This window comes from Stenotrophomonas sp. YJH_SMC_43, assembly GCF_059372535.1.
Genome location: NZ_JCAFVQ010000003.1, coordinates 172,604 through 191,641, shown reverse-complemented (window position 1 = coordinate 191,641; position 19,038 = coordinate 172,604). Strand labels below are relative to the sequence as shown.

Below are 19,038 nucleotides of genomic sequence, written 5' to 3'. Positions count from 1 at the left end.
GAAAGGCCGGCGCACGCCGGCCTTTCTCGTTTTCCTGGGTAGATCCACGCCATGCGTGGACGAGAAAAGGGGACGGCGTGTTCCGCCCGACGGCGCCGCTGTCGCGTTGGCCTCTTCATCTGGCCTGCGTTCCTTGCGAAAAGGAGAGTCTGCCGAGACAACCTCAATAGTAAAAATGGTCAACAAGCGCGGCGCAGAAACCTATACTGGATTTGCGGAGTGTAAGGTGTGGCCTTACACTGGTGCTGCATGATCGTCAGCTTCAGGCATAAGGGCCTGAAGGCGCTCTATGAGCGGGGCGACATTTCCGGAGTCCGTGCCGATCATGTGGCTCGGTTGCGGCGTTTGCTTCTGCAGTTGGATCAAGCCCGGCTGCCTGGAGACATGGGGCTGCCCGGAAATCGCCTGCATCCCCTGCACGGAAGCTATAGCGGCTACTGGGCTGTGAATGTCTCGGCGAGTTGGCGATTGGTGTTCCGCTTTCGTGGGCTCGACGTCGAACTGGTCGATTACCTTGATTACCACTAGGAGTCTGCTCGATGCCGTTGCATGATCCGCCGCATCCAGGAGAATCGCTGCGCGAAGACATCCTGCCGGCGATCAGCATGTCCATCAGTGCGCTGGCGCAGCACCTTGGTTATTCCCGTGGACAGCTGTCGACCATCATCAACGGGCACGCCGGCATCTCTGCTGAACTCGCGTACCGTCTTGAACTTGCGGGCCTCGGCAGTGCTCGTATGTGGCTGGCGATGCAGGCGGCCTATGACCTGTGGCAGGTCGAGCATCGAGAGCATCCGCCCATTGCCCGCCTGTATCTTGAGGATGCAGTGAGGATCGGACAGTAGATCCGCGCCATGCATGAATAAAGAAGGGGACGGAGGGGATCAAGTCGTCTGTGCATGAACGACTTGATCCCCTCCGTCCCCTTTTCTCAGGCAGTGCGTGCCAGCGCCAGGCGCAGCAGTCGCGCGTCCAGGCGCTCTGCGAAATCCGTCGGAGCCTGCAGACCCATGCGCTGCAGGTACACCGCATCGCCGTCGCCGGCCGGTTGCCGCAACGCTGCCCAGACGGTACGCAGCTTGTCGCCACGGGTCTGCGTGTTGGCCTTCAACCAACCCAGCGCTTTCACCAGCACCTGCTCGATCTCGTTGAAGTCGCTGCCCAGCGGATAGTCCGGCAGGCTGCCATCGGCGCGGAATGGTGCCAGCGCTGCCGCCAATGCCTGCGGCGTATTGCGCTGCAGGCGCGCCGGGTGCGGTTGCGCGGTCGCCAGCAGCTTGCGCGCGGCATGTGCCTGCTGCAGCAGATCGCCCTGGAACGGGGCTTCGGTGATCGCGGTCATCGCATGCACGCAGTCCTCGTCGGTCAGCCCGCGCAGATCGGCGATGCCGTACTCGTTGAGGTAGATGTCGCGCAGGTGGCGTGGGATGGTGGTGTGCCCGTAGTTCCAGCGCACGTTGGATTCGCGGCGCCCCTTGTCATCGCGCGCGGCGCGGAACATCAGCACGCTGCGCGCTTCCGGCAGGGCATGTGCCATCGCCACGAAGTTGTACTGGCCGCCCACGCCGGACACCACGCGGCCATCGTCCAGCGCATCCGACACCGCCGCGCCCAGCGCGGTGGCCATCATGCAGGAATTGAAGAAGCGCGCGTGCCGGCGCTGCAGGCGTTCCAGCGTTTCGTTGCCACCGTACAACTGGTTGATCTCGCTGATGCGGCGCATGCCGATCGCACGGCATTCGTCTTCCGGCAGCGTGCGCAACCACTCGTAGAACTCCGGCGAGCCCAGGTAGAACGCGCCGTGCAGGTACTCGCCCTCGGCGGCCAAGGTGGCGTGGTCGATGGACAGCGTGCTGCCATTTTCGATGCGCTGCATCAGCGCCAGGTCGTCGTGCACCTTGCGCTTGATCACCCCGGTCTGCACCAGCCGGCGGAAGCCCTCGTTGAGCATCTCGCTGCAGCCGTACAGGCCCACTTCGAACGGATCCAGCCCGCCGATCTCCTGCACCAGCGGGTGGCTGGCCAGCTGCGGATCCAGCGCGTGCAGCACGCGGCGGTAGCGGGCGTTGTCGGTATGGCGCAGCACCAGTGCGTGGCTGAGTGCATCGGCCAGCGTGCCGATACCGATCTGCAGGGTGCCGCCGTCGCGCACCAGCGTGCTGGCGTACAGGCCGATGGCGTAGTCGGCATCGCCGACCGGCTGCCGCGGCAGCCCGAACAGCGCCGGGTACGGCGGCGGCGGGGTGATCACCAGATCGAAGAACGACACATCGACCGTCGCCGAGCCGCCCAGATAGGGCAGCTGCGGATCGATCTCGGCGATCATCAATGGGCGCGGCAGGCCGCGCGCGGTCATCGCATCCAGGGTGTCCTGGGTGATGTCGTTGTTGCACGACAACGACAGCCGACGGTCATCCGGCCGCATCGCCACCTTCTGCACGATCACCTGCGGCGCGCGCTGGGCGACCGCATCGGCGGCGTGGGTGTAGTTCAGGCTGGTGTAGCTGGACTGCGCCTGCCGCGAACCGAGCAGGGCGCCGGACTGCATGTAGAACTCTTCCACCTGCACATGTGCCGGCAACGCGTCGCGCGCGATCGCATCGGCATAGGCCAGGCGCGGGAAATCGTCGCCGAAATGGCGCTGCGCGAACGGTGCCATGAAGCGCGCTTCCAGACCGTTGCCGCGCGCCTTCGGCGGGTTGAGCGACAGCGCGGTATACAGCTGCAGCGGCCGCGAAGGGTCGTGCTCGACGCGTGCGTACAGGGCATTGAGCAGCCGGTGTGGCTTGCCCACTGCCAGCGGTGCCCCGATCCGCAGCGGCCCGTCCACGCGCGCAAACAACCAGTCGACGGCGGCGTCCAGGTCGGTGAGGTGTTCGGTCATGCGGGGCGGTCCTGCGTGTGGGGGAGTGCTGGCATTACAGCATGTCGGGCTTGAACCGCCGTCGACGCGAGACTTCGGCGCCGGACACCATGAACTGCCCATCGCCCCGGTAGTGCACCGTGCGCGGCAATCTCGGCCGTGGCGCCACGTGTGCACGCACGATTTCCCAGATGAACAGGTTGCTCGATTGCACCTGGCTGTCGTCGTAGAGACGGCATTCGAAGCAGGAATGGCATTGCCCGACCAGCGGCGCGCCGACCTCGCGCGCAGGTACTGCATCCAGCCCGAAACGCGCGAACTTGTCGACCTCGCGGCCGCTGCAGTTGCCGATGTCGACCACGGTATCGAGCAGCTCCACGCCGGGTACGTTGATCACGCACTCGCCACTACTGACGGCCAGTGCATGGCTGTGGTTTTCATTCCACAGGTAGGTGGCGACCAGCGACGGCGAAAAGCCCATCACCATGTGCCAGCCCATCGTCATCAGGTTGCGCTGGCCCTGCCACGCGGTACTGACCAGCACGATCGGGCCGGGTTCGAGGAAGCGGCGCGCCTGCTCGACCGGGAAATCCTTCTTGGACAGCGCTTTCATCCGGGGCCTGGGGCGGGAGGAATCGATGCTGGCGCAGCCGGGATGAACCCGGAGTCGAGGGGCTTGACAGATGATTCGATTACGCGCGTAATCGGGGTGTCGATTACGGATGTAAACCATGACCCCGATCAGCGAAGCCGAAGCCGTTGTGATGGAGGTGCTGTGGCAGCAGGCACCGCGTAGCGCCGATGACGTGGTGGCCGCGCTGGCCCACCGCGACTGGGCCGAGCCGACCATCAAGACCCTGCTCAACCGCCTGCTGACCAAGGGCGCGATCGCTGCCGAGCGCGATGGCCGGCGCTACCTGTACCGGCCGCTGCTGCAGCGCCAGGCATGGGTGGAGGCGCAGAGCCAGGACTTCATCGGGCGTGTTTTCGAGGGGCGCGTGGCGCCGCTGGTCGCGCACTTCAGCGAGCGCGGCCAGTTGAGCGCGCAGGACATCGCCGAACTGAAGAAGCTGATCCAGGAGCTGGACCATGACTGAGCTGCTCGACGGATTGTGGCAGGCCAGCCTGTGGCTGGCGGTGGGCGCGGTCCTGCTGGCAGTAATGCGACCGCTGCTGGTGCGGATGGGCGGCGCGGGGCTGGCCTACCGCAGCTGGTGGCTGCTGCCGATGCTGCTGGTGGCACTGATGCTGCCATTGCCGCAGGTTGCGTTGTTGCAGCAGGTGCCCACGCTGCCGCTGAAAGTGATGCCCGGTGCCATCGATGCCCTGAACGGGCCGTCGTTGCCATGGGCCGGGCTGTTGCTGGTGCTGTGGGCATTGGGCACGGGCCTGTGCCTGCTGCGCGACCTGCGCGCACAGCGTCGTTTCGAACGGCGGATGGGCCCACTGAAGCCGCGCGCCGATGGCAGCTGGCAGGCCAGCGGCGACCCCGGCCTGCCGGCCCTGGTTGGCCTGTGGCGGCCGCGCATCGTGGTCGGTCCGGCATTCGACCAGCAGTTCAGCGCACAGGAACAGGGGCTGATCCTGCAGCACGAGCGCAGCCATCGCCGCCATGGCGATCACTGGGCCAACGGCGCTCTGCTGCTGGCGCGCGCGGTGTTCTGGTTCCACCCGCTGCTGCCATGGGCGGCACGCCGCTTCCTGCGCGATCAGGAATTGGCCTGCGATGCCCGCACCATCGGTCCGCAGCCTGCGCTGCGCGGCCTCTATGCCAGCACGCTGCTGAAGGCGCAGCTGGTCCACCCGGTTGCGCCCGCGGTCTGCCATTGGCGCAGCCAACCCGTGTTGAAGGAGCGTATCGCCATGTTGAAGCAGTCCAAGCGGAAGGCATTGCCGTGGGTGTCCGGGCAGGTGCTGGTGGTCGGGTTGTGTGTGGGCATGGGGGCGGTGGCATGGGCCAGCCAAAGCGGTGCGGCCGGTGGCACCCGGATCGGTGTCGAGCCGTTCGAACATGCGCAGGACGATGCGGCCAAGGCGGGGTTGGACCGGCCGATCCAGGTGGACAAGATGCCGCCGCCGTCCTATCCGAAGTCCGCCTTCGAGCAACGCCAGGTAGGCGTGGTCAATCTGCGCATCGAAGTGGACGCACAGGGCCATCCGACCGATGTGCGGGTACTCAGTGCGACCAATCCGGGGGTGTTCGACGCCGTCTCCGTCGCCGCCGCGCGCAGCTGGACCTATCGTCCCGCGGTGAAGAACGGCAAGCCGGTGGCCGGTGCCGTACGCATTCCGATCACCTACGCCATGGATGACACCGAGGACGCGAAGTGAAGTCCGCGCCGCTGTTCGCGCCGCTGTTGATGATGGCGGCGCTGCTGGTGGGGTGTGCAACCCAGGATCGCCTGACCACCGTCGATACCCGCAGCGAGAATGTCGGTCACCAGCGCCTGCAGCCGCAGACGGGCGGCGGCAGTGGGCAGCTGCAGGTGTATTCGCTGGGTGCGACCGAGGGCTACCGGATGCCGCAACTGTACGCGGCACCGGACCCGGAGGTCGGTGATCGCGACCCGCGCGCGGAACTGGCGCCGACCACCATCTGCCTGCAGGTGGTGGTTGATGCCAACGGCGACGTCGAGCGCAGCCTGCCATTGACCGATCGCCCGGAGTGCGCGGCAGGTGCTGCGGGCGAGAATGCGCCCCTGCTGCAGGCAGCGCAGGAAGCCGTGGCGATGTGGAAGTACTCGTCCGCAGCGGTCTGCCACTTCGCGGCCGGCAAGGTGCCTGCCAATCGCGGTGACTGCCGGGGCGCCGAGCGTGTCGAACCGGTGGCCGTCACCCTGCAATATGCCTTTACCTTCGAGATCGTGAAGGGCCAGCACGTGGTGCGCACGCAGGGAAAATGATCGCTCGCGATGACCGGGGTAGCGCCGGGCCATGCCCGGCGGGCGCAGCGGAGTGGATCAGGCCCCGCCCTGGATGTTGGCCTTCACTGCGGGCTGCATCAGCTTCGGTTCTTCCAGCGTCGCATCGCGGGCCTGGCGCACGCTGACGAACTCTGCCTCGGCTACGCCGTCGTGCACGTGGATGTTGTGCGCGCGCTGTTGGCCGATGGTGGTTTCGTTGGCGAACCCGCGGCCACCGGGGCCGTAGTCGTGGCAGACAAACACGCGCGTCGCATCGGGCAGGGCCAGCAGGCGCTGGATCGAGCGGTACAACTGCGCGGCATCGCCGCCCGGGAAATCGCAGCGGGCAGTGCCGCCGTCGGGCATGAACAGCGAGTCGCCGGTAAACAGCGCATTGTCGATCAGATAGGCGATGCTGTCGCTGGTGTGGCCGGGCACGGCGATCACCTGGCAGCGCAGGTCACCCAAAGCGAAGGTCTCGCCATCGCTGAACAGGTGGTCGAAGATCTCATCGGCTGCGGGAAGCTGCAGGCCATAGCGCGGTGCGAACGTGGCCTGCACCGCGCGGATGCCTTCACCGATGGCCAGCGTGGCCTGCGGGAACCGTTGCTTGAGCCGGCGCCCGGCCGACACATGGTCGGCGTGGGCATGGGTTTCCAGCAGCCAGCGCAGCTGCAGGCCCTGTTGTTCGATGGCCTGCAACGCGGCATGCAACGGCGCTTCACTGCTGGCGTCGGTATCCGGGTCGTAGTCCAGGACCGGGTCGATCAGCGCCGCCTCGCCGCTGGCCACGTCGCTGACCAGGTAGCTGAAGGTGTTGCTGTCACGGTGGAAGAACGACTGCACCTGGACCGACATCGGAACTCTCCTCAGCGCGTGCCGAGCACGCGGTTCAGCAACTGCGCCAGGTTCTCACCGGCCAGTCGCAGCTGCGCTTCGGCCAGCGGCCGGTAGCGTTCGGTGTATTCGTCACCGATTTTACGCGTGGCCGGATAAACGCCAGCTTGCATGGAGATGCGGCAGCTGGCCTCGGCCCACGTCTGCGGGTCGCGCTGCGGGTTGGACTGGCGCGCCAGCTTCGGCGCGCGCTGGCTCTGCAGCAGCGGCAGATAGCCCGCATCGTCCAGCTTGCGGGTATTGAGCATGCCGCTGTCCCACAGCGAGTGCAGGTTGGTACCGCGGTTGCCGAACTGCAGCTGGAAATCGTTGCCGCCCTTGTCGTGGGCGTAACCGGCGTGCATCGGTTGGTGGATATCGCCGACCAGGTGCACCACGAACTTCAGCGCCTGCAGGCGCTCGCCGTCGGTCAGGCTGCGATCGCCGAGGATGGCGCTCTGTGCCTTCAGGGCCTCGACGATGCAGTTGCCGTTTTTGCAGTGCTTCGGTGCTTCGTAATGGCAGTTGTCTTCGGCGATGTTGACGTAGTGCCAGCCGGCCGAGCGGCGGCCCAGGCCCGGGTCCTTGGCGCGCAGCTGGTCGGCCCACGGCGCGATGCTGGCCAGCGTGGCGTCCGGTTCGGTGGCCAGCAGGCGGTCCACTTCGGCGCGGGCGGTGGGGCTGAGGCGGGCGTCGGCGACTTCGGCGACAAGGCGGTGGCCTTGCGCGCCCCAGGCATGTGCGGGGGCGGAGACGGACAGCAAGGCCGGCGCCAGGGCGGCGGCGAGGAACAGGGAGTGCAGGGCTTTCATGCGCACATTCTAGCGGGGTAGGTGGATTGAAGAGCGGCGCGTTCCTGTTCCGAAGTGGGAGCGCAGAGGGATGGGTTTACGGCGTGTCCCGGCTCCGCTCCCCGCCTTGCCCCAGCTCCGGAACCGCTTCAGTCCCAGGCACAAAAAAGCCCCGGCAATCACCGGGGCAACATGCTGCGAGGGTTTTGCGTGTAGCGGGGGAGCGGGGGCGAAGCCCCCGCGCTCAAGACATCGCTTTAGAACTTGAAAACGTACGAAGCGCCGTAGACCAGCGGATCGATGTTGACCGTGCCGATCTTCTCGCCGTTCAACTTCACCTTGCTGTCGATGTCGATCCAGCGCATGTCCACGCGCAGCGCGCCCTTCTCGCCGATCGCGAAGTCCACGCCCGCATGCGCGGCCAGGCCCCACGAATCCTGCAGCTTCAGGCGGCTGTCCTTCAGCGCACCGGTGGTGTCTTCGCTGAAGAAGGTGGTGTAGTTCACGCCCGCACCGATGAACGGCGACACCTTCCCCTTGCTGTTGAAGTGGTACTGCACGGTCACCACCGGCGGCAGCTGCTTGGTGCTGCCCACGCGGCCCAGGCCATTGATGTTGATGTCGTGCTTGAACGGCAGCGCGGCCAGTACTTCGATGCCGAGGTTGTCGGCGATGAAGTACTCACCGGTGATGGTCGGCTTGACGTCGTTGTCGACGTCGACCTTCAGGGTGTGGTTGGCCAGCCAGCCATTGTTCGACTTCGGGGCCACCTGGTGCACGCCGGCGGAAAGGGTCCAGTCGCCCTTGGACTGGGCCATGGCCGGGGCGGCGGCGAGCGACAGGGCGGCGGCCAGGCTGGCCACGATCAGGGGGGAGGTCTTGCGCATGGGGGTGATCTCGTTGCTGGGTGGATGTGGCCAGTCTCGGCCTCACATCGCGCTAACGCTTTGATCCGGATCAAATCCTGTCTGCCGGCCCGCTGCCCGCCGGGGCTGGCCCGCGGTGGCCAGCCCCGGTTTGCTAGACTTGTGGGCCCTATCCATCCCGCCGCACCCGTCGCGGCCGCAGGAGCTTGAGAACATGGCAATCAAGGTTGGTATCAACGGTTTCGGTCGCATCGGGCGTAACGTCCTGCGCTCGGCGGTGCTGAACTTCGGCGACGACATCGAAATCGTGGCCATCAACGATCTGCTGGAGCCGGACTATCTGGCGTACATGCTCAAGTACGACTCCGTGCACGGTCGTTTCAAGGCCGACGTGGCGGTGCAGGGCAACGACCTGCTGGTCAACGGCAAGAAGATCCGCCTGACCCAGGAACGCGACCCGGCCAACCTGAAGTGGAACGAAGTGGACGTGGACGTGGTGATCGAGTCCACCGGCCTGTTCCTGACCAAGGAAACCGCGCAGAAGCACATCGATGCCGGCGCCAGGAAGGTCATCATGTCGGCCCCGTCGAAGGACGATACGCCGATGTTCGTCTACGGCGTGAACGACAAGACCTACGCCGGCCAGGCGATCGTCTCCAATGCTTCGTGCACCACCAACTGCCTGGCCCCGCTGGCCAAGGTCATCAATGACAAGTGGGGCATCAAGCGTGGCCTGATGACCACCGTGCATGCGGCTACTGCCACCCAGAAGACCGTCGATGGCCCGTCCAACAAGGACTGGCGCGGTGGCCGTGGCATCCTGGAAAACATCATTCCGTCGTCCACCGGTGCGGCCAAGGCCGTCGGCGTGGTCATCCCGGAACTGAACAAGAAGCTGACCGGCATGAGCTTCCGCGTCCCGACCTCGGACGTGTCGGTGGTCGACCTGACCGTCGAGCTGGAAAAGGAAGCCACCTACGCCGAGATCTGCGCTGAAGTGAAGGCACAGAGCGAAGGCCCGCTGAAGGGCATCCTCGGCTACACCGAAGACAAGGTGGTGGCCACCGATTTCCGCGGCGAGACCTGCACCTCGGTGTTCGACGCCGAGGCCGGCATCGCCCTGGACGGCACCTTCGTCAAGCTGGTCACCTGGTACGACAACGAGTGGGGCTACTCGAACAAGTGCCTGGAAATGGCCAAGGTCGTCGCTGCCAAGTAAGGCCGGCGAAGATCGCACGCGGACCCCGGCCTGGCCGGGGTTCGTCGTTTATGGGGCCAGCCCTGTCGTAGCATGGGCCGGTCGACCGCTGCCGCTGGGGCGCGGGATTGCAATGGAAGCATGCAATGGAAGCATTGATCGCCCTGGTGGTACTGGTCCTGCTGGCCATCCCGCTGCTGCTGGTGGTGGCGCTGGTGATGATTGCCGGCCTGCGCCGCCGTGTGGCCGCGCTGGAAGGTGCCCTGGCCGCCGCGCCGGCCGTCCGGCCGGTTGCAGCCGAGCCTGCGCCAGAACGGGCTGCGCCCATGCCTGCGGCCGGCGCCGATCCGCCGTTCCTGCGGCCGGTGGCGGCTGCCGCAACGCCTCCGTCCCAGCCAACGCCGCCGCCGGTGCGCGAAGTGGTGCCTGCAGCAACGGAGGTGCCGCGCCCGGTCGCACCACCGCCAGTGCCACACGCGCCGTTGCAGCCGCCGTTGCCTTCCGAGCCGGCGCTGCCCAACTTCATCGAGCGCGGCATCGGAGCGGTCAAGCGCTGGTTCACCGAGGGCAACGTGCCGGTCAAGATCGGCATGCTGGTGCTGCTGGCCGGTGTTGCCGCGCTGTTGAAGTACGTCAGCGACCAGGGCTGGCTGGTGCTGCCGATCGAGCTGCGCCTGGCCGGTGTCACCGTGGGGGCGCTGGGCCTGTTGGCGTTCGGCTGGCACCAGCGCGAGCGCCGGCGCCTGTTCGCACTGGCGCTGCAGGGCGGTGCCATTGGCGTGTTGCTGCTGACCATCTTCGCCGCATTCAAACGGTTCGAGCTGCTCAACCCCGGGTTTGCCTTCGCCAGTTCGATCGCGCTGGTGGCCGGCCTGTGCGTGCTGGCGGTGGTGCAGAACTCGCGCACGTTGGCGGTGCTGGGCATCCTCGCCGGCTTCATGGCACCGCTGTGGCTGTCCACCGGCAGTGGCAACCACGTGGGGCTGTTCAGCTACTACGCGGTGCTCAACGCTGGCATCTTCGCCATCGCCTGGTTCCGTCCGTGGCGTGCGCTGAACCTGCTTGGCTTCGCTTTTACCTTCGGCATCGGTACGTTCTGGGGCGTGTTGCAGTACGCGCCGGACAAGTTCAGCAGCACCGAGCCGTTCCTGCTGCTGTTCTTCGCCTTCTACCTGTTGATCCCGCTGCTGTACGCGCGCCGGCAGCCCGCCGGGCGACGTGACCTGGTCGACGGCAGCCTGGTGTTCGGCACGCCCTTGGTCGCCTTCTCGATGCAGGCGGGCATGCTGCACGAGCAGCCGATGACGCTGGCGCTGTGCGCGCTGGGCCTGGCGGCGATCTACGCCGTACTGGCGCGGGCACTGATCGCGCGCGCGTCTTACACCGTGCTGGCGCAGTCGCATGCGGTGCTGGCGGTGGGCTTCGCCACGCTGGCGGTGCCGCTGGCATTGTCTGCGCGTGCCACCGGCGCGGTGTTCGCGCTGGAAGGTGCGGGCCTGGCCTGGCTGGGCCTGCGCCAGAAACGCTGGCTGCCACAGGTGTCCGGCGCGTTGCTGCAGATCGGTGCTGCGTTCGCCTTTGTGGCCGGCGCCGACCACTGGCTCGAAGACGCACGCTTCCTGCTCAACCCGACCGCCATCGGTGCACTGCTGCTGGCCATTGCCGGTTTCGCGTCGGCATGGAGTTACCAGCGCAGGGAGCGCCATGAGATCGCACTGGTCTACTACCTGTGGGGCCTGCTGTGGTGGCTGGGCGGCCTGGTGCACGAGATCTTCCGCTTCTTCCCGCAGCGCACGCAGGCCGATGCGTTGCTGGTGCTGGTCGCGGCCACGGCCTGGCTGGCGGCTGAAATGCAGCGCCGCCAGCCGGCACGCGCGCTGGGCGTAACCGCCCTGGCGATGCTGGCCCTGGGCTTCCCGCTGGCGCTGATGCAGAGCGATGCGCACCAGCAGCCGTTCGCCGGCTATGGCGCACTGGCCTGGGCGGTGTTCGCGGCGCTGGGCGTACGTACGTTGCTGTGCCTGCGCCAGGGCGGCAACACCGTGGCACGCATCGCGCAGTTCCTGTGGTGGCTGCTGTGGCCGTCGCTGCTTTCGTTGCTGGCCCTGTGGGGCGGCGGCGAGGCCGGGCTGGCACAGGGCTGGACGCTGCTGTTGTTCACGCTGCCGTGGCTGCTGATGGCGGCGCTGTCGTTGTGGCGCTGGAATGCACTGCGCTGGCCGTTGGGGGCTGCCTTCGACAGCGTGCGCCTGCCGTTGCAGTGCGTGCTGTTCGGCCTGCTGTCCGCAGGCTGGCTGTTCGGCCAGTTGCTGCCGGGTGACGCAGCGCCGCTGCTGTGGCTGCCGGTGTTGAACCCGGCCGAGCTGGGGCAGTGGTTGAGCCTGGCGCTGCTGGCGCGCTGGCTGTACAGCGGGCAGGCGCCGCAGGCACTGGTGAAGATCCGGCTGCCGCTGTTGGCATTGGCCACCTTCGTCGCGCTGACCAGCCTGGTGCTGCACGGCGTGCATCAGTGGGGCGGCCTGTCGTGGAGTTCGTCGATGATGCGTTCCAGCCTGGCGCAGACCAGCCTGACCGTGCTGTGGAGCGTGCTCGGCGTGATCGCCTGGGTATGGGGTTCGCGCCGCGGCCAGCGCGTGTTGTGGATGGTCGGTGCCGTGCTGATGGGTGTGGTACTGGCCAAACTGGTCATTGTTGATCGCCAGCACCTGGGCAACCTGCTGGGCATTGCATCGTTCATCGCCTACGGCCTGCTGTGCACGGTCGTGGGTTATCTGGCACCGGCACCGCCGAGCGCGGCGCCGACCGTGGAGGAAAAACAATGAAGACGTGGAGCAGGGCGCTGCTGCCGGCGATGTTCGGCATGCTGGCCGCCGTCACCGCACAGGCCGCCGATTACCGTACCCAGTACGCCGAACAGTGGCCGCTGACGTTGTCCAGCGCACAATCGGGTGCCTACCGTGTTGTGCTGGAACCGGCGATCTACCGTCGCGCCGGCAGTGCGGACCTGGGCGATGTGCAGGTGTTCAATGCCGCCGGCCAATCGCTGCCGTCGGCATTGCTGGCGCCGGATCAGCCGCTGGCACAGCCGCCGGTGCAGCGTGAGCTGCCGTGGTTCGCGTTGCCGCCACTGGCCGAAGCCCAGCGCAACGACCTGCAGTTGCTGACCGAGCGCGATACCGATGGCCGTGTGCGTCGCGTGGAAGCCCGCGTGAGTGGTGGTGCGGCGGCGAGCGGGCAGGGTGGCTGGCTGATCGACGCCAGTGTGCTGGGCCAGCAGCCGCTGGCGGCGCTCGTGCTGGATTGGGCTGACAGTGGCCAGCCGTTGCAGGCTCAGGTGCAGCTGGACGTCAGCGACGACCTGCAGCACTGGCGTGCGATTGGCCGCGACATTCCGCTGGTGGATCTGCAGCGCGCCGGCAAGCGCCTGCTGCAGCGCCGCCTGCAGGTGGATGGTGAAGCGCGCTATCTGCGCGTGCTGGCGCAAGGCGATGCGCGTCTGCCGACGCTGCGCAGCGTACTGGCCGAGCTGCCGCCGGCACCGGCGACGCTGCCGTGGGAATGGTTGTCGCTGGAACCGACCTCGAAGGGCAAGGGCGAATACACCTTCGAGATGGATGGCCGCTTCCCGGCGGCACGTGCCGACGTGGCCAGCACCGACAACAGCCTGGTGCAGTGGACATTGTTCAGCCGCGATGACCAGAGCGCGGAATGGCAGCGCCGCAGTGCACCGTGGATTGCCTATCAGCTGCAGCAGGGTGCGCAGGGCCAACGGCAGCAATCGGCCGCGCAGCCGCTGGGCGGGGTGCATCGGGATCGCTATTGGAAGCTGGTGGCGAACCCCGCCGAAACGGCCACCGCACCGACTCTGCGCCTGGGTTACCAGCCCGAAGTACTGGTATTCCTGAGCCAGGGCGCGGCGCCCTACGCGTTGGCGGTGGGCAGCTCGACCGCGCGCCGCACGGAGGCGCCGATTGGCGTGCTGATCGAGGAACTGCGCTTGCGCAACGACCCGTCGTGGCAGCCGACGCTGGCACGACTGGAAGGCAGCCCTGAGCCGCTGGCCGGCGACGCGGCGCTGAAGCCGCAGCATGATTGGAAGTCGTGGTTGCTGTGGGCGTTGCTGGGTCTGGGTGTGCTGGTAGTGGGCGGCCTGGCGGTCAGTCTGCTTCGGCAGAAGCCGGCGCCTTCGGCGTAGGTTCCGGCGAACGGCGTAGCCCCTCGTGGGTGGGCGGTTGGTCGCGTAAAGCAAAAGCCGTGCTTGGCCGGGCGGGGTGGGTTCGCGGGAGACGCCGTGAACCCGTCCCTGGGGGCTTGGCCGCGGCATCCATGCCGCGGACACTCCCGCGAACCCACCCCGCCCGGCCTCTGACAATTTCCGTGTGCGTCCACCCACGGAAAGAAAAAAAGAAGAGCAAAAGCTGCTTGGCAGGGCGCTCTTTGTAGAGCCGAGCCCACGCTCGGCTGCTGTTCGCGATAGACCCAGCCGAGCACGGGCTCGGCTCTACATTTTTCTCCGACGTCAGAAACCGCTCTTGCCTTTGCCGTCCGCTCCGCCTCATGAACCTGTCGAGGCCGGGGTGGTGTGGGCTCGCGGGGGCGTAAGCGCCATGGATGGCGCGCCCGAGCCTCCAGGGATGGATTCACGGCGTCCCCCGCGAGCCCACACCACCCCGGCCCACCCACAACACCACGAAGCGCCAGCGCTTTGGCTGTTGCTGTTGCCGTTGCCGTGCGCCTCTGCCTGCCGCAGGCATCGACCCTCCCACCACCCGCACCCGATACAATGGCCGTCTGCCGTACCCCGGCATCCCGTCCCTGAGCCAAAGAGTTGCCCATGTCCATCGTCCGCATGACCGACCTCGACCTCTCCGGCAAGCGCGTGCTGATCCGCCAGGATCTGAACGTGCCGATCGAGAATGGCCGCATCACCTCCGAACAGCGCATCACCGCTTCGCTGCCGACGCTCAAGCGCGCGCTGGAGCAGGGTGCGGCGGTGATGGTCACCTCGCACCTGGGGCGCCCGAAGGAAGGCGTGTGGAGCGAAGCCGAGTCGCTGGCGCCGGTCGCCCAGCGCCTGTCCGAGCTGCTCGGCCGCGAGGTTCCGCTGGTGCGTGACTGGGTCGACGGCGTCGACGTGCAGCCGGGCCAGCTGGTGCTGCTGGAAAACTGCCGCATGAACGTCGGCGAGGGCAAGGACGATGAAACCCTGTCGAAGAAGTACGCGGCGCTGTGCGATGTGTTCGTGATGGATGCCTTCGGCACCGCGCACCGTGCGCAGGCCTCCACCCACGGTGTCATCCGCTTCGCCCCGGTGGCGGCCGGTGGCCCGCTGCTGATGGCCGAACTGGACGCGCTGGCGCAGGCGCTGGATGCACCGGCCAAGCCGCTGCTGGCCATCGTCGCCGGCAGCAAGGTCAGCACCAAGCTGGAACTGCTGGCCAACCTGGTCGGCAAGGTCGATCAGCTGATCGTCGGTGGTGGCATCGCCAATACCTTCATTGCTGCCGCCGGCTACAACGTCGGCAAGTCGCTGTACGAGCCGGACCTGCTGGATACCGCCAAGAAGATCGTGGCCGATGCCAAGGCGCGTGGCGCCGACATTCCGCTGCCGGTGGACGTGGTCACCGCCAAGCAGTTCATGCCGGACGCGGTTGCCGAAGTGAAGGCGGTCGACGCGGTTGCCGAAGACGATCTGATCCTGGACATCGGCCCGCAGACCGCTGCGCAGTACGCGCAGCTGATCGAAAAGGCCGGCACCGTGGTCTGGAACGGCCCGGTCGGCGTGTTCGAGTTCGAAGCCTTCAGCAAGGGCACCGAAGCGCTGGCCCGCGCCATCGCCAGCTCGCCGGCATTCTCCATCGCCGGTGGCGGCGACACCCTGGCCGCGGTCGACAAGTTCGATATCGCCCAGCAGGTCAGCTACATCTCCACCGGCGGCGGTGCGTTCCTGGAGTTCCTGGAAGGCAAGACCCTGCCGGCGGTGGCCGCACTCGACGCGCGCGGCGCATGAGTGCCGAGCGCGGCAAGGATGTGCTGTTCTTCGACCTCGATGGCACGCTGATCGATTCGCAGGTGGGCATCACCGCCTGCATCGCTTACGCGCTGCAGAAGATGGACCATCCGGTGCCGCCGCAGGAGACGCTGCTGGGCTGGATCGGTCCGTCGCTGCGGACCACCTTCGCGCCGCTGTTCGTTGAACCGGCGCGGGTGGAACAGGCGGTGGGCTACTACCGTGAGCGCTTCGACGCCGAGGGCTGGCGCGAGCATACGGTGTACCCGCAGGTGGAAGACACCCTGCGCACGCTGCACGGTCGTGGCCACCGCCTGGCGGTGGTCACGGCCAAGAACGAGCCGCATGCGCGCCGCATCCTCGCCCACCTGCCGTTCGGCGGGCTGTTCGAGGAGATCGTCGGTTCGACCCTGGACGGCTCGCGCAGCCACAAGCCGGAGCTGGTGGGCGAGGCGCTGCGTCGGCTGCAGGTGCAGCCCGCGCAGTGCTGGATGATCGGCGACCGCCGCATGGACATCGAAGGCGCACGCCACCACGGTCTGCGCAGTGTCGGTGTGCTGTGGGGTTTCGGCGGTGAGGTCGAACTCACCGAAGCCGGTGCCGGCCAGCTGGCCCGTGAGCCGGCGCAGCTGACGACGCTGTTGGCCTAGGCTCCTGTAGAGCCGAGCCCATGCTCGGCTGCTTCGGCCTATGCCCAGCCGAGCATGGGCTCGGCTCTACAGAACTGCCTGCGCCAGCGTATGTCCGGCCGATGTCCGCTCCATGACCCGCGAAGTCAGGCAGCACAAGGCTGTAACCGTATACATGCGGCGTGAAGGATGTGCTAATTTCCGTTCTTTATCGGGAGAGGCCCATTCACCATGTTCGAGCGTCAGCGTCGCACCAAGATCCTTGCCACCCTCGGTCCGGCCACTGATCCGCCGGGCGTGCTGGAGGATCTGTTCCGCGCCGGCGTCAACGTGGTGCGCCTCAACTTCAGCCACGGCGATCCCTCCGGCCAGGCCAAGCGTGCCGCCGAAGTGCGTGCCGCTGCGGCCCGCGTGGGCGTGGAAGTGGGCATCCTGGCCGATCTGCCGGGCCCGAAGATCCGCATCGAGCGCTTCGCCGAAGGCAAGGTGCAGCTCAAGGCGGGTGACCGCTTCGACCTGATCGCCAGCGCCAATGCCAGCCCCGGCGATGCGACCCAGGTGGGCGTCAGCTACCTCGGCCTGCCGCAGGACGTCGGCCCGGGCGATGTCCTGCTGCTCGATGATGGCCTGATGCAGCTGCAGGTGGTCGAGGTGCAGGGCGAGCGCATCATCAACACCGTGCTCAATGACGGCGCGCTGTCTGATCGCAAGGGCCTGAACAAGCAGGGCGGTGGCCTCTCGCTGGGCGCACTGACCGAGCGCGACAAGGAGCTGATCGGCATCGTCGCCAGGATCGGTGTCGACTTCATCGCCGTGTCGTTCTGCCGCAACGCGCAGGACATGAACGACGCCCGTGACATCGCCCGCTCGCATGGCTGCGATGCTGCGCTGGTGTCGAAGATCGAGCGCACCGAAGCGATCGAGAACCTGGAAGAGATCGTCGAGGCCAGCGACGTGGTGATGGTGGCCCGTGGCGACCTCGGCGTGGAAATCGGCGATGCCGAGCTGCCGGGCCTGCAGAAGAAGATCATCAAGGCCTCGCTGGCGCAGAACAAGGTGGTGATCACCGCCACGCAGATGCTGCAGTCGATGGTCGAAAGCCCGATCCCGACCCGTGCCGAAGTGCTGGACGTGGCCAACTCGGTCATCGACGGTACCGACGCGGTGATGCTGTCGGCTGAAACCGCTGCCGGTGCGTACCCGGTCAAGGCGGTGGAAGCGATGGCGCGTATCTGCCTGGGTGCCGAGCGCCAGTTCCAGACCGAGACCGACTTCAACGCCTCGCCGCGTAATCTGGAACGTGCCGACCAGGCGATTGCCATGGCCACCATGTTCCTGTCGCAGCACGTGGGCGTGCGTGCGATCGTGGCGATGACCGAATCCGGTGGCACCGCCCGCTACCTGTCGCGCTTCCGCGCCAAGGCGCCGGTGTTCGCAGTCACCCGCCACGACGGCGCGCGCCGCCAGATGGCCCTGATGCGCGATGTGTTCCCGATCAACTTCGACAGCCGTGGCCTGACCCCGCGCGAAGCCGCGCGCGGCAGCATCCGCCTGCTGGTGGAAGCCGAACTGCTGCAGGCCGGTGACCGCGTCGTGTTCACCAGCGGTGAGCACATGGAAACCCTGGGCGCGACCAACACCCTGCGCCTGCTGGAAGTGGGTGAAGACGGCCGCGCCAGCGGCCTGGGCGATCTGTAAACCCCGTCGGCCCCGGGTCGGAGCCGCCGTGCGGATCCGACCCAGGGTCAGATCCGCAAAGGGGCTCTGACCCGGCGCAACAGGACATCGCCTGTCCGGTGCGGACATTGGAATCGTTTCCAGACTGGCCTGCACGTCGGCGCAACGGGCGGCGGGGCTATACTTACGTTTTTCCCGCACCCGCCACAGGAAGTACATGAGCATCGAACAGCTGGCTGAAACCGCCCAGGCCATGGTTGCCCCGGGCAAGGGCATCATCGCGATCGACGAATCCACCGCTACCATCGCCAAGCGTTTCGCTGGCGTCGGTATCGAGAACACCGAGGAGAACCGTCGTGCCTACCGCGAACTGCTGCTGACCACGCCGAAGCTCAACGAGCACATTTCCGGCGCCATCCTGTTTGACGAAACCATCCGTCAGTCGACCAAGGACGGCGTGCCGTTCGCCAAGTACATGGCCGACCACGGCATGATTCCGGGCATCAAGGTGGACAAGGGTGCGCACCCGCTGGCCGGCTGCCCGGGCGAGCTGGTGACCGAAGGCCTGGACGGCCTGCGCGAGCGCCTGCAGGAGTACTACAAGCTGGGTGCGCGCTTCGCCAAGTGGCGTGCGGTGATCAACATCGGCGAAAGCATTCCGTCGGGCACCTGCATCGAGTCCAACGCCCACGCGCTGGCCCGCTATGCCGCCCTGTGCCAGGAATGTGGCCTGGTGCCGATGGTCGAGCCGGAAGTGATCATGGACGGCGACCACGACATCGAGACCTGCTACGAAGTCACCGAAGCCACCCTGCGTTCGCTGTTCGACGCCCTGTACCAGCAGAACGTGCTGCTGGAAGGCACCATCCTGAAGGCCTCGATGGTCATCTCCGGCAAGGGCTGCGATGAGCAGGCCGACGTCGAGGAAGTGGCCGAGTCGACCGTGATGTGCCTGAAGAGCACCGTGCCGGCCATCCTGCCGGGCGTGGTGTTCCTGTCCGGTGGCCAGAGCGACGAGCAGTCCACCGAGCACCTGAACGCGATGAACCAGCTGGGCAACCTGCCGTGGCCGCTGAGCTTCTCCTACGGCCGCGCCATGCAGCAGGCCGCGCTGAAGCTGTGGGCCAAGGACATGAAGGGCAACTACGCTGCTGCCCAGAAGACCGTGTACGAGCGCGCCAAGGACAACGGCCTGGCCGCGCTGGGCAAGTGGAACGGTTGATCC

The 19,038-nt window shown here is 66.9% G+C and carries 17 protein-coding genes; 12 read left to right on the top strand and 5 right to left on the bottom strand.

Features of this window, described 5'->3' with window-relative positions; translation table 11 throughout:
• The first annotated feature begins 249 nt into the window (after window positions 1-249).
• Together AC5QAH_RS13095 and AC5QAH_RS13090 are read left to right on the top strand one after the other, a co-directional pair.
• Complete coding sequence (locus AC5QAH_RS13095; RefSeq protein ID WP_010484073.1) at window positions 250-528, top strand: type II toxin-antitoxin system RelE/ParE family toxin; 279 nt, start codon at window positions 250-252, stop codon at window positions 526-528.
• Between the two features lie 11 nt (window positions 529-539).
• Window positions 540-845: a HigA family addiction module antitoxin gene (locus tag AC5QAH_RS13090; protein ID WP_010484074.1), complete on the top strand. Its 306-nt coding sequence runs from the start codon at window positions 540-542 to the stop codon at window positions 843-845.
• Between the two features lie 86 nt (window positions 846-931).
• Here the strand turns inward: AC5QAH_RS13090 and AC5QAH_RS13085 are convergent, their stop codons facing one another.
• On the bottom strand, window positions 932-2,884 hold the full coding sequence (locus AC5QAH_RS13085) for an acetyl-CoA hydrolase/transferase C-terminal domain-containing protein (RefSeq protein ID WP_143993924.1): 1,953 nt from the start codon (window positions 2,882-2,884) through the stop codon (window positions 932-934).
• Between the two features lie 34 nt (window positions 2,885-2,918).
• The gene (locus AC5QAH_RS13080; RefSeq protein ID WP_143993923.1) at window positions 2,919-3,476 is read right to left on the bottom strand and encodes a flavin reductase family protein; all 558 of its coding nucleotides are present in this window, start codon (window positions 3,474-3,476) and stop codon (window positions 2,919-2,921) included.
• Window positions 3,477-3,594: 118 nt separating this feature from the next.
• Between AC5QAH_RS13080 and AC5QAH_RS13075 the strand changes: the two genes are divergently transcribed.
• Genes AC5QAH_RS13075 through AC5QAH_RS13065 form a run of 3 tightly spaced genes read left to right on the top strand, consistent with a single transcriptional unit; the run spans window position 3,595 to window position 5,766 of the window.
• Entirely contained in the window at window positions 3,595-3,960 is a 366-nt protein-coding gene (locus AC5QAH_RS13075) for a BlaI/MecI/CopY family transcriptional regulator (RefSeq protein WP_010484077.1), read from the top strand.
• The gene (locus tag AC5QAH_RS13070) at window positions 3,953-5,194 is read left to right on the top strand and encodes a M56 family metallopeptidase (RefSeq protein ID WP_143993922.1); all 1,242 of its coding nucleotides are present in this window, start codon (window positions 3,953-3,955) and stop codon (window positions 5,192-5,194) included. Before AC5QAH_RS13075 ends, AC5QAH_RS13070 begins: the two co-directional genes overlap by 8 nt.
• A 29-nt stretch (window positions 5,195-5,223) precedes the next feature.
• The gene (locus tag AC5QAH_RS13065; protein ID WP_100447155.1) at window positions 5,224-5,766 is read left to right on the top strand and encodes a hypothetical protein; all 543 of its coding nucleotides are present in this window, start codon (window positions 5,224-5,226) and stop codon (window positions 5,764-5,766) included.
• A 57-nt stretch (window positions 5,767-5,823) separates the two neighbouring features.
• Here AC5QAH_RS13065 and AC5QAH_RS13060 read toward each other — a convergent pair whose 3' ends face one another.
• The 3 genes from AC5QAH_RS13060 to AC5QAH_RS13050 all read right to left on the bottom strand — a co-directional run bounded on the left by AC5QAH_RS13060 (window position 5,824) and on the right by AC5QAH_RS13050 (window position 8,320).
• On the bottom strand, window positions 5,824-6,624 hold the full coding sequence (locus AC5QAH_RS13060; protein ID WP_049481688.1) for an MBL fold metallo-hydrolase: 801 nt from the start codon (window positions 6,622-6,624) through the stop codon (window positions 5,824-5,826).
• Window positions 6,625-6,635: 11 nt separating this feature from the next.
• On the bottom strand, window positions 6,636-7,454 hold the full coding sequence (locus AC5QAH_RS13055; RefSeq protein WP_495232390.1) for a S1/P1 nuclease: 819 nt from the start codon (window positions 7,452-7,454) through the stop codon (window positions 6,636-6,638).
• 236 nt (window positions 7,455-7,690) lie between these two features.
• Window positions 7,691-8,320: an OmpW/AlkL family protein gene (locus tag AC5QAH_RS13050; RefSeq protein ID WP_019338734.1), complete on the bottom strand. Its 630-nt coding sequence runs from the start codon at window positions 8,318-8,320 to the stop codon at window positions 7,691-7,693.
• Window positions 8,321-8,513: 193 nt separating this feature from the next.
• On the opposite strand from AC5QAH_RS13050, the gene gap reads away from it, so the two are divergent.
• The 7 genes from gap (at window position 8,514) to AC5QAH_RS13015 (ending at window position 19,035) form a co-directional block, all read left to right on the top strand.
• Window positions 8,514-9,518 carry a type I glyceraldehyde-3-phosphate dehydrogenase gene (gene gap / locus AC5QAH_RS13045; RefSeq protein ID WP_010484083.1) on the top strand — a complete coding sequence of 335 codons (1,005 nt, stop codon included), beginning with the start codon at window positions 8,514-8,516 and terminating at the stop codon, window positions 9,516-9,518.
• A gap of 125 nt (window positions 9,519-9,643) precedes the next feature.
• The gene (locus AC5QAH_RS13040) at window positions 9,644-12,319 is read left to right on the top strand and encodes a DUF2339 domain-containing protein (RefSeq protein WP_099559953.1); all 2,676 of its coding nucleotides are present in this window, start codon (window positions 9,644-9,646) and stop codon (window positions 12,317-12,319) included.
• Window positions 12,316-13,692, top strand: coding sequence for a DUF3999 domain-containing protein (locus AC5QAH_RS13035; RefSeq protein WP_010484085.1), 1,377 nt, complete (start codon window positions 12,316-12,318; stop codon window positions 13,690-13,692). The genes AC5QAH_RS13040 and AC5QAH_RS13035 overlap by 4 nt, the downstream gene beginning before the upstream one ends.
• A gap of 639 nt (window positions 13,693-14,331) precedes the next feature.
• Window positions 14,332-15,507: a phosphoglycerate kinase gene (locus AC5QAH_RS13030; protein WP_495232389.1), complete on the top strand. Its 1,176-nt coding sequence runs from the start codon at window positions 14,332-14,334 to the stop codon at window positions 15,505-15,507.
• The gene (locus tag AC5QAH_RS13025; RefSeq protein WP_010481434.1) at window positions 15,504-16,157 is read left to right on the top strand and encodes an HAD hydrolase-like protein; all 654 of its coding nucleotides are present in this window, start codon (window positions 15,504-15,506) and stop codon (window positions 16,155-16,157) included. Before AC5QAH_RS13030 ends, AC5QAH_RS13025 begins: the two co-directional genes overlap by 4 nt.
• A gap of 210 nt (window positions 16,158-16,367) precedes the next feature.
• Window positions 16,368-17,834 carry a pyruvate kinase gene (gene pyk, locus AC5QAH_RS13020; protein ID WP_495232388.1) on the top strand — a complete coding sequence of 489 codons (1,467 nt, stop codon included), beginning with the start codon at window positions 16,368-16,370 and terminating at the stop codon, window positions 17,832-17,834.
• A 196-nt stretch (window positions 17,835-18,030) separates the two neighbouring features.
• Window positions 18,031-19,035: a class I fructose-bisphosphate aldolase gene (locus AC5QAH_RS13015; RefSeq protein ID WP_010481439.1), complete on the top strand. Its 1,005-nt coding sequence runs from the start codon at window positions 18,031-18,033 to the stop codon at window positions 19,033-19,035.
• The last annotated feature ends 3 nt before the right edge of the window (window positions 19,036-19,038 follow it).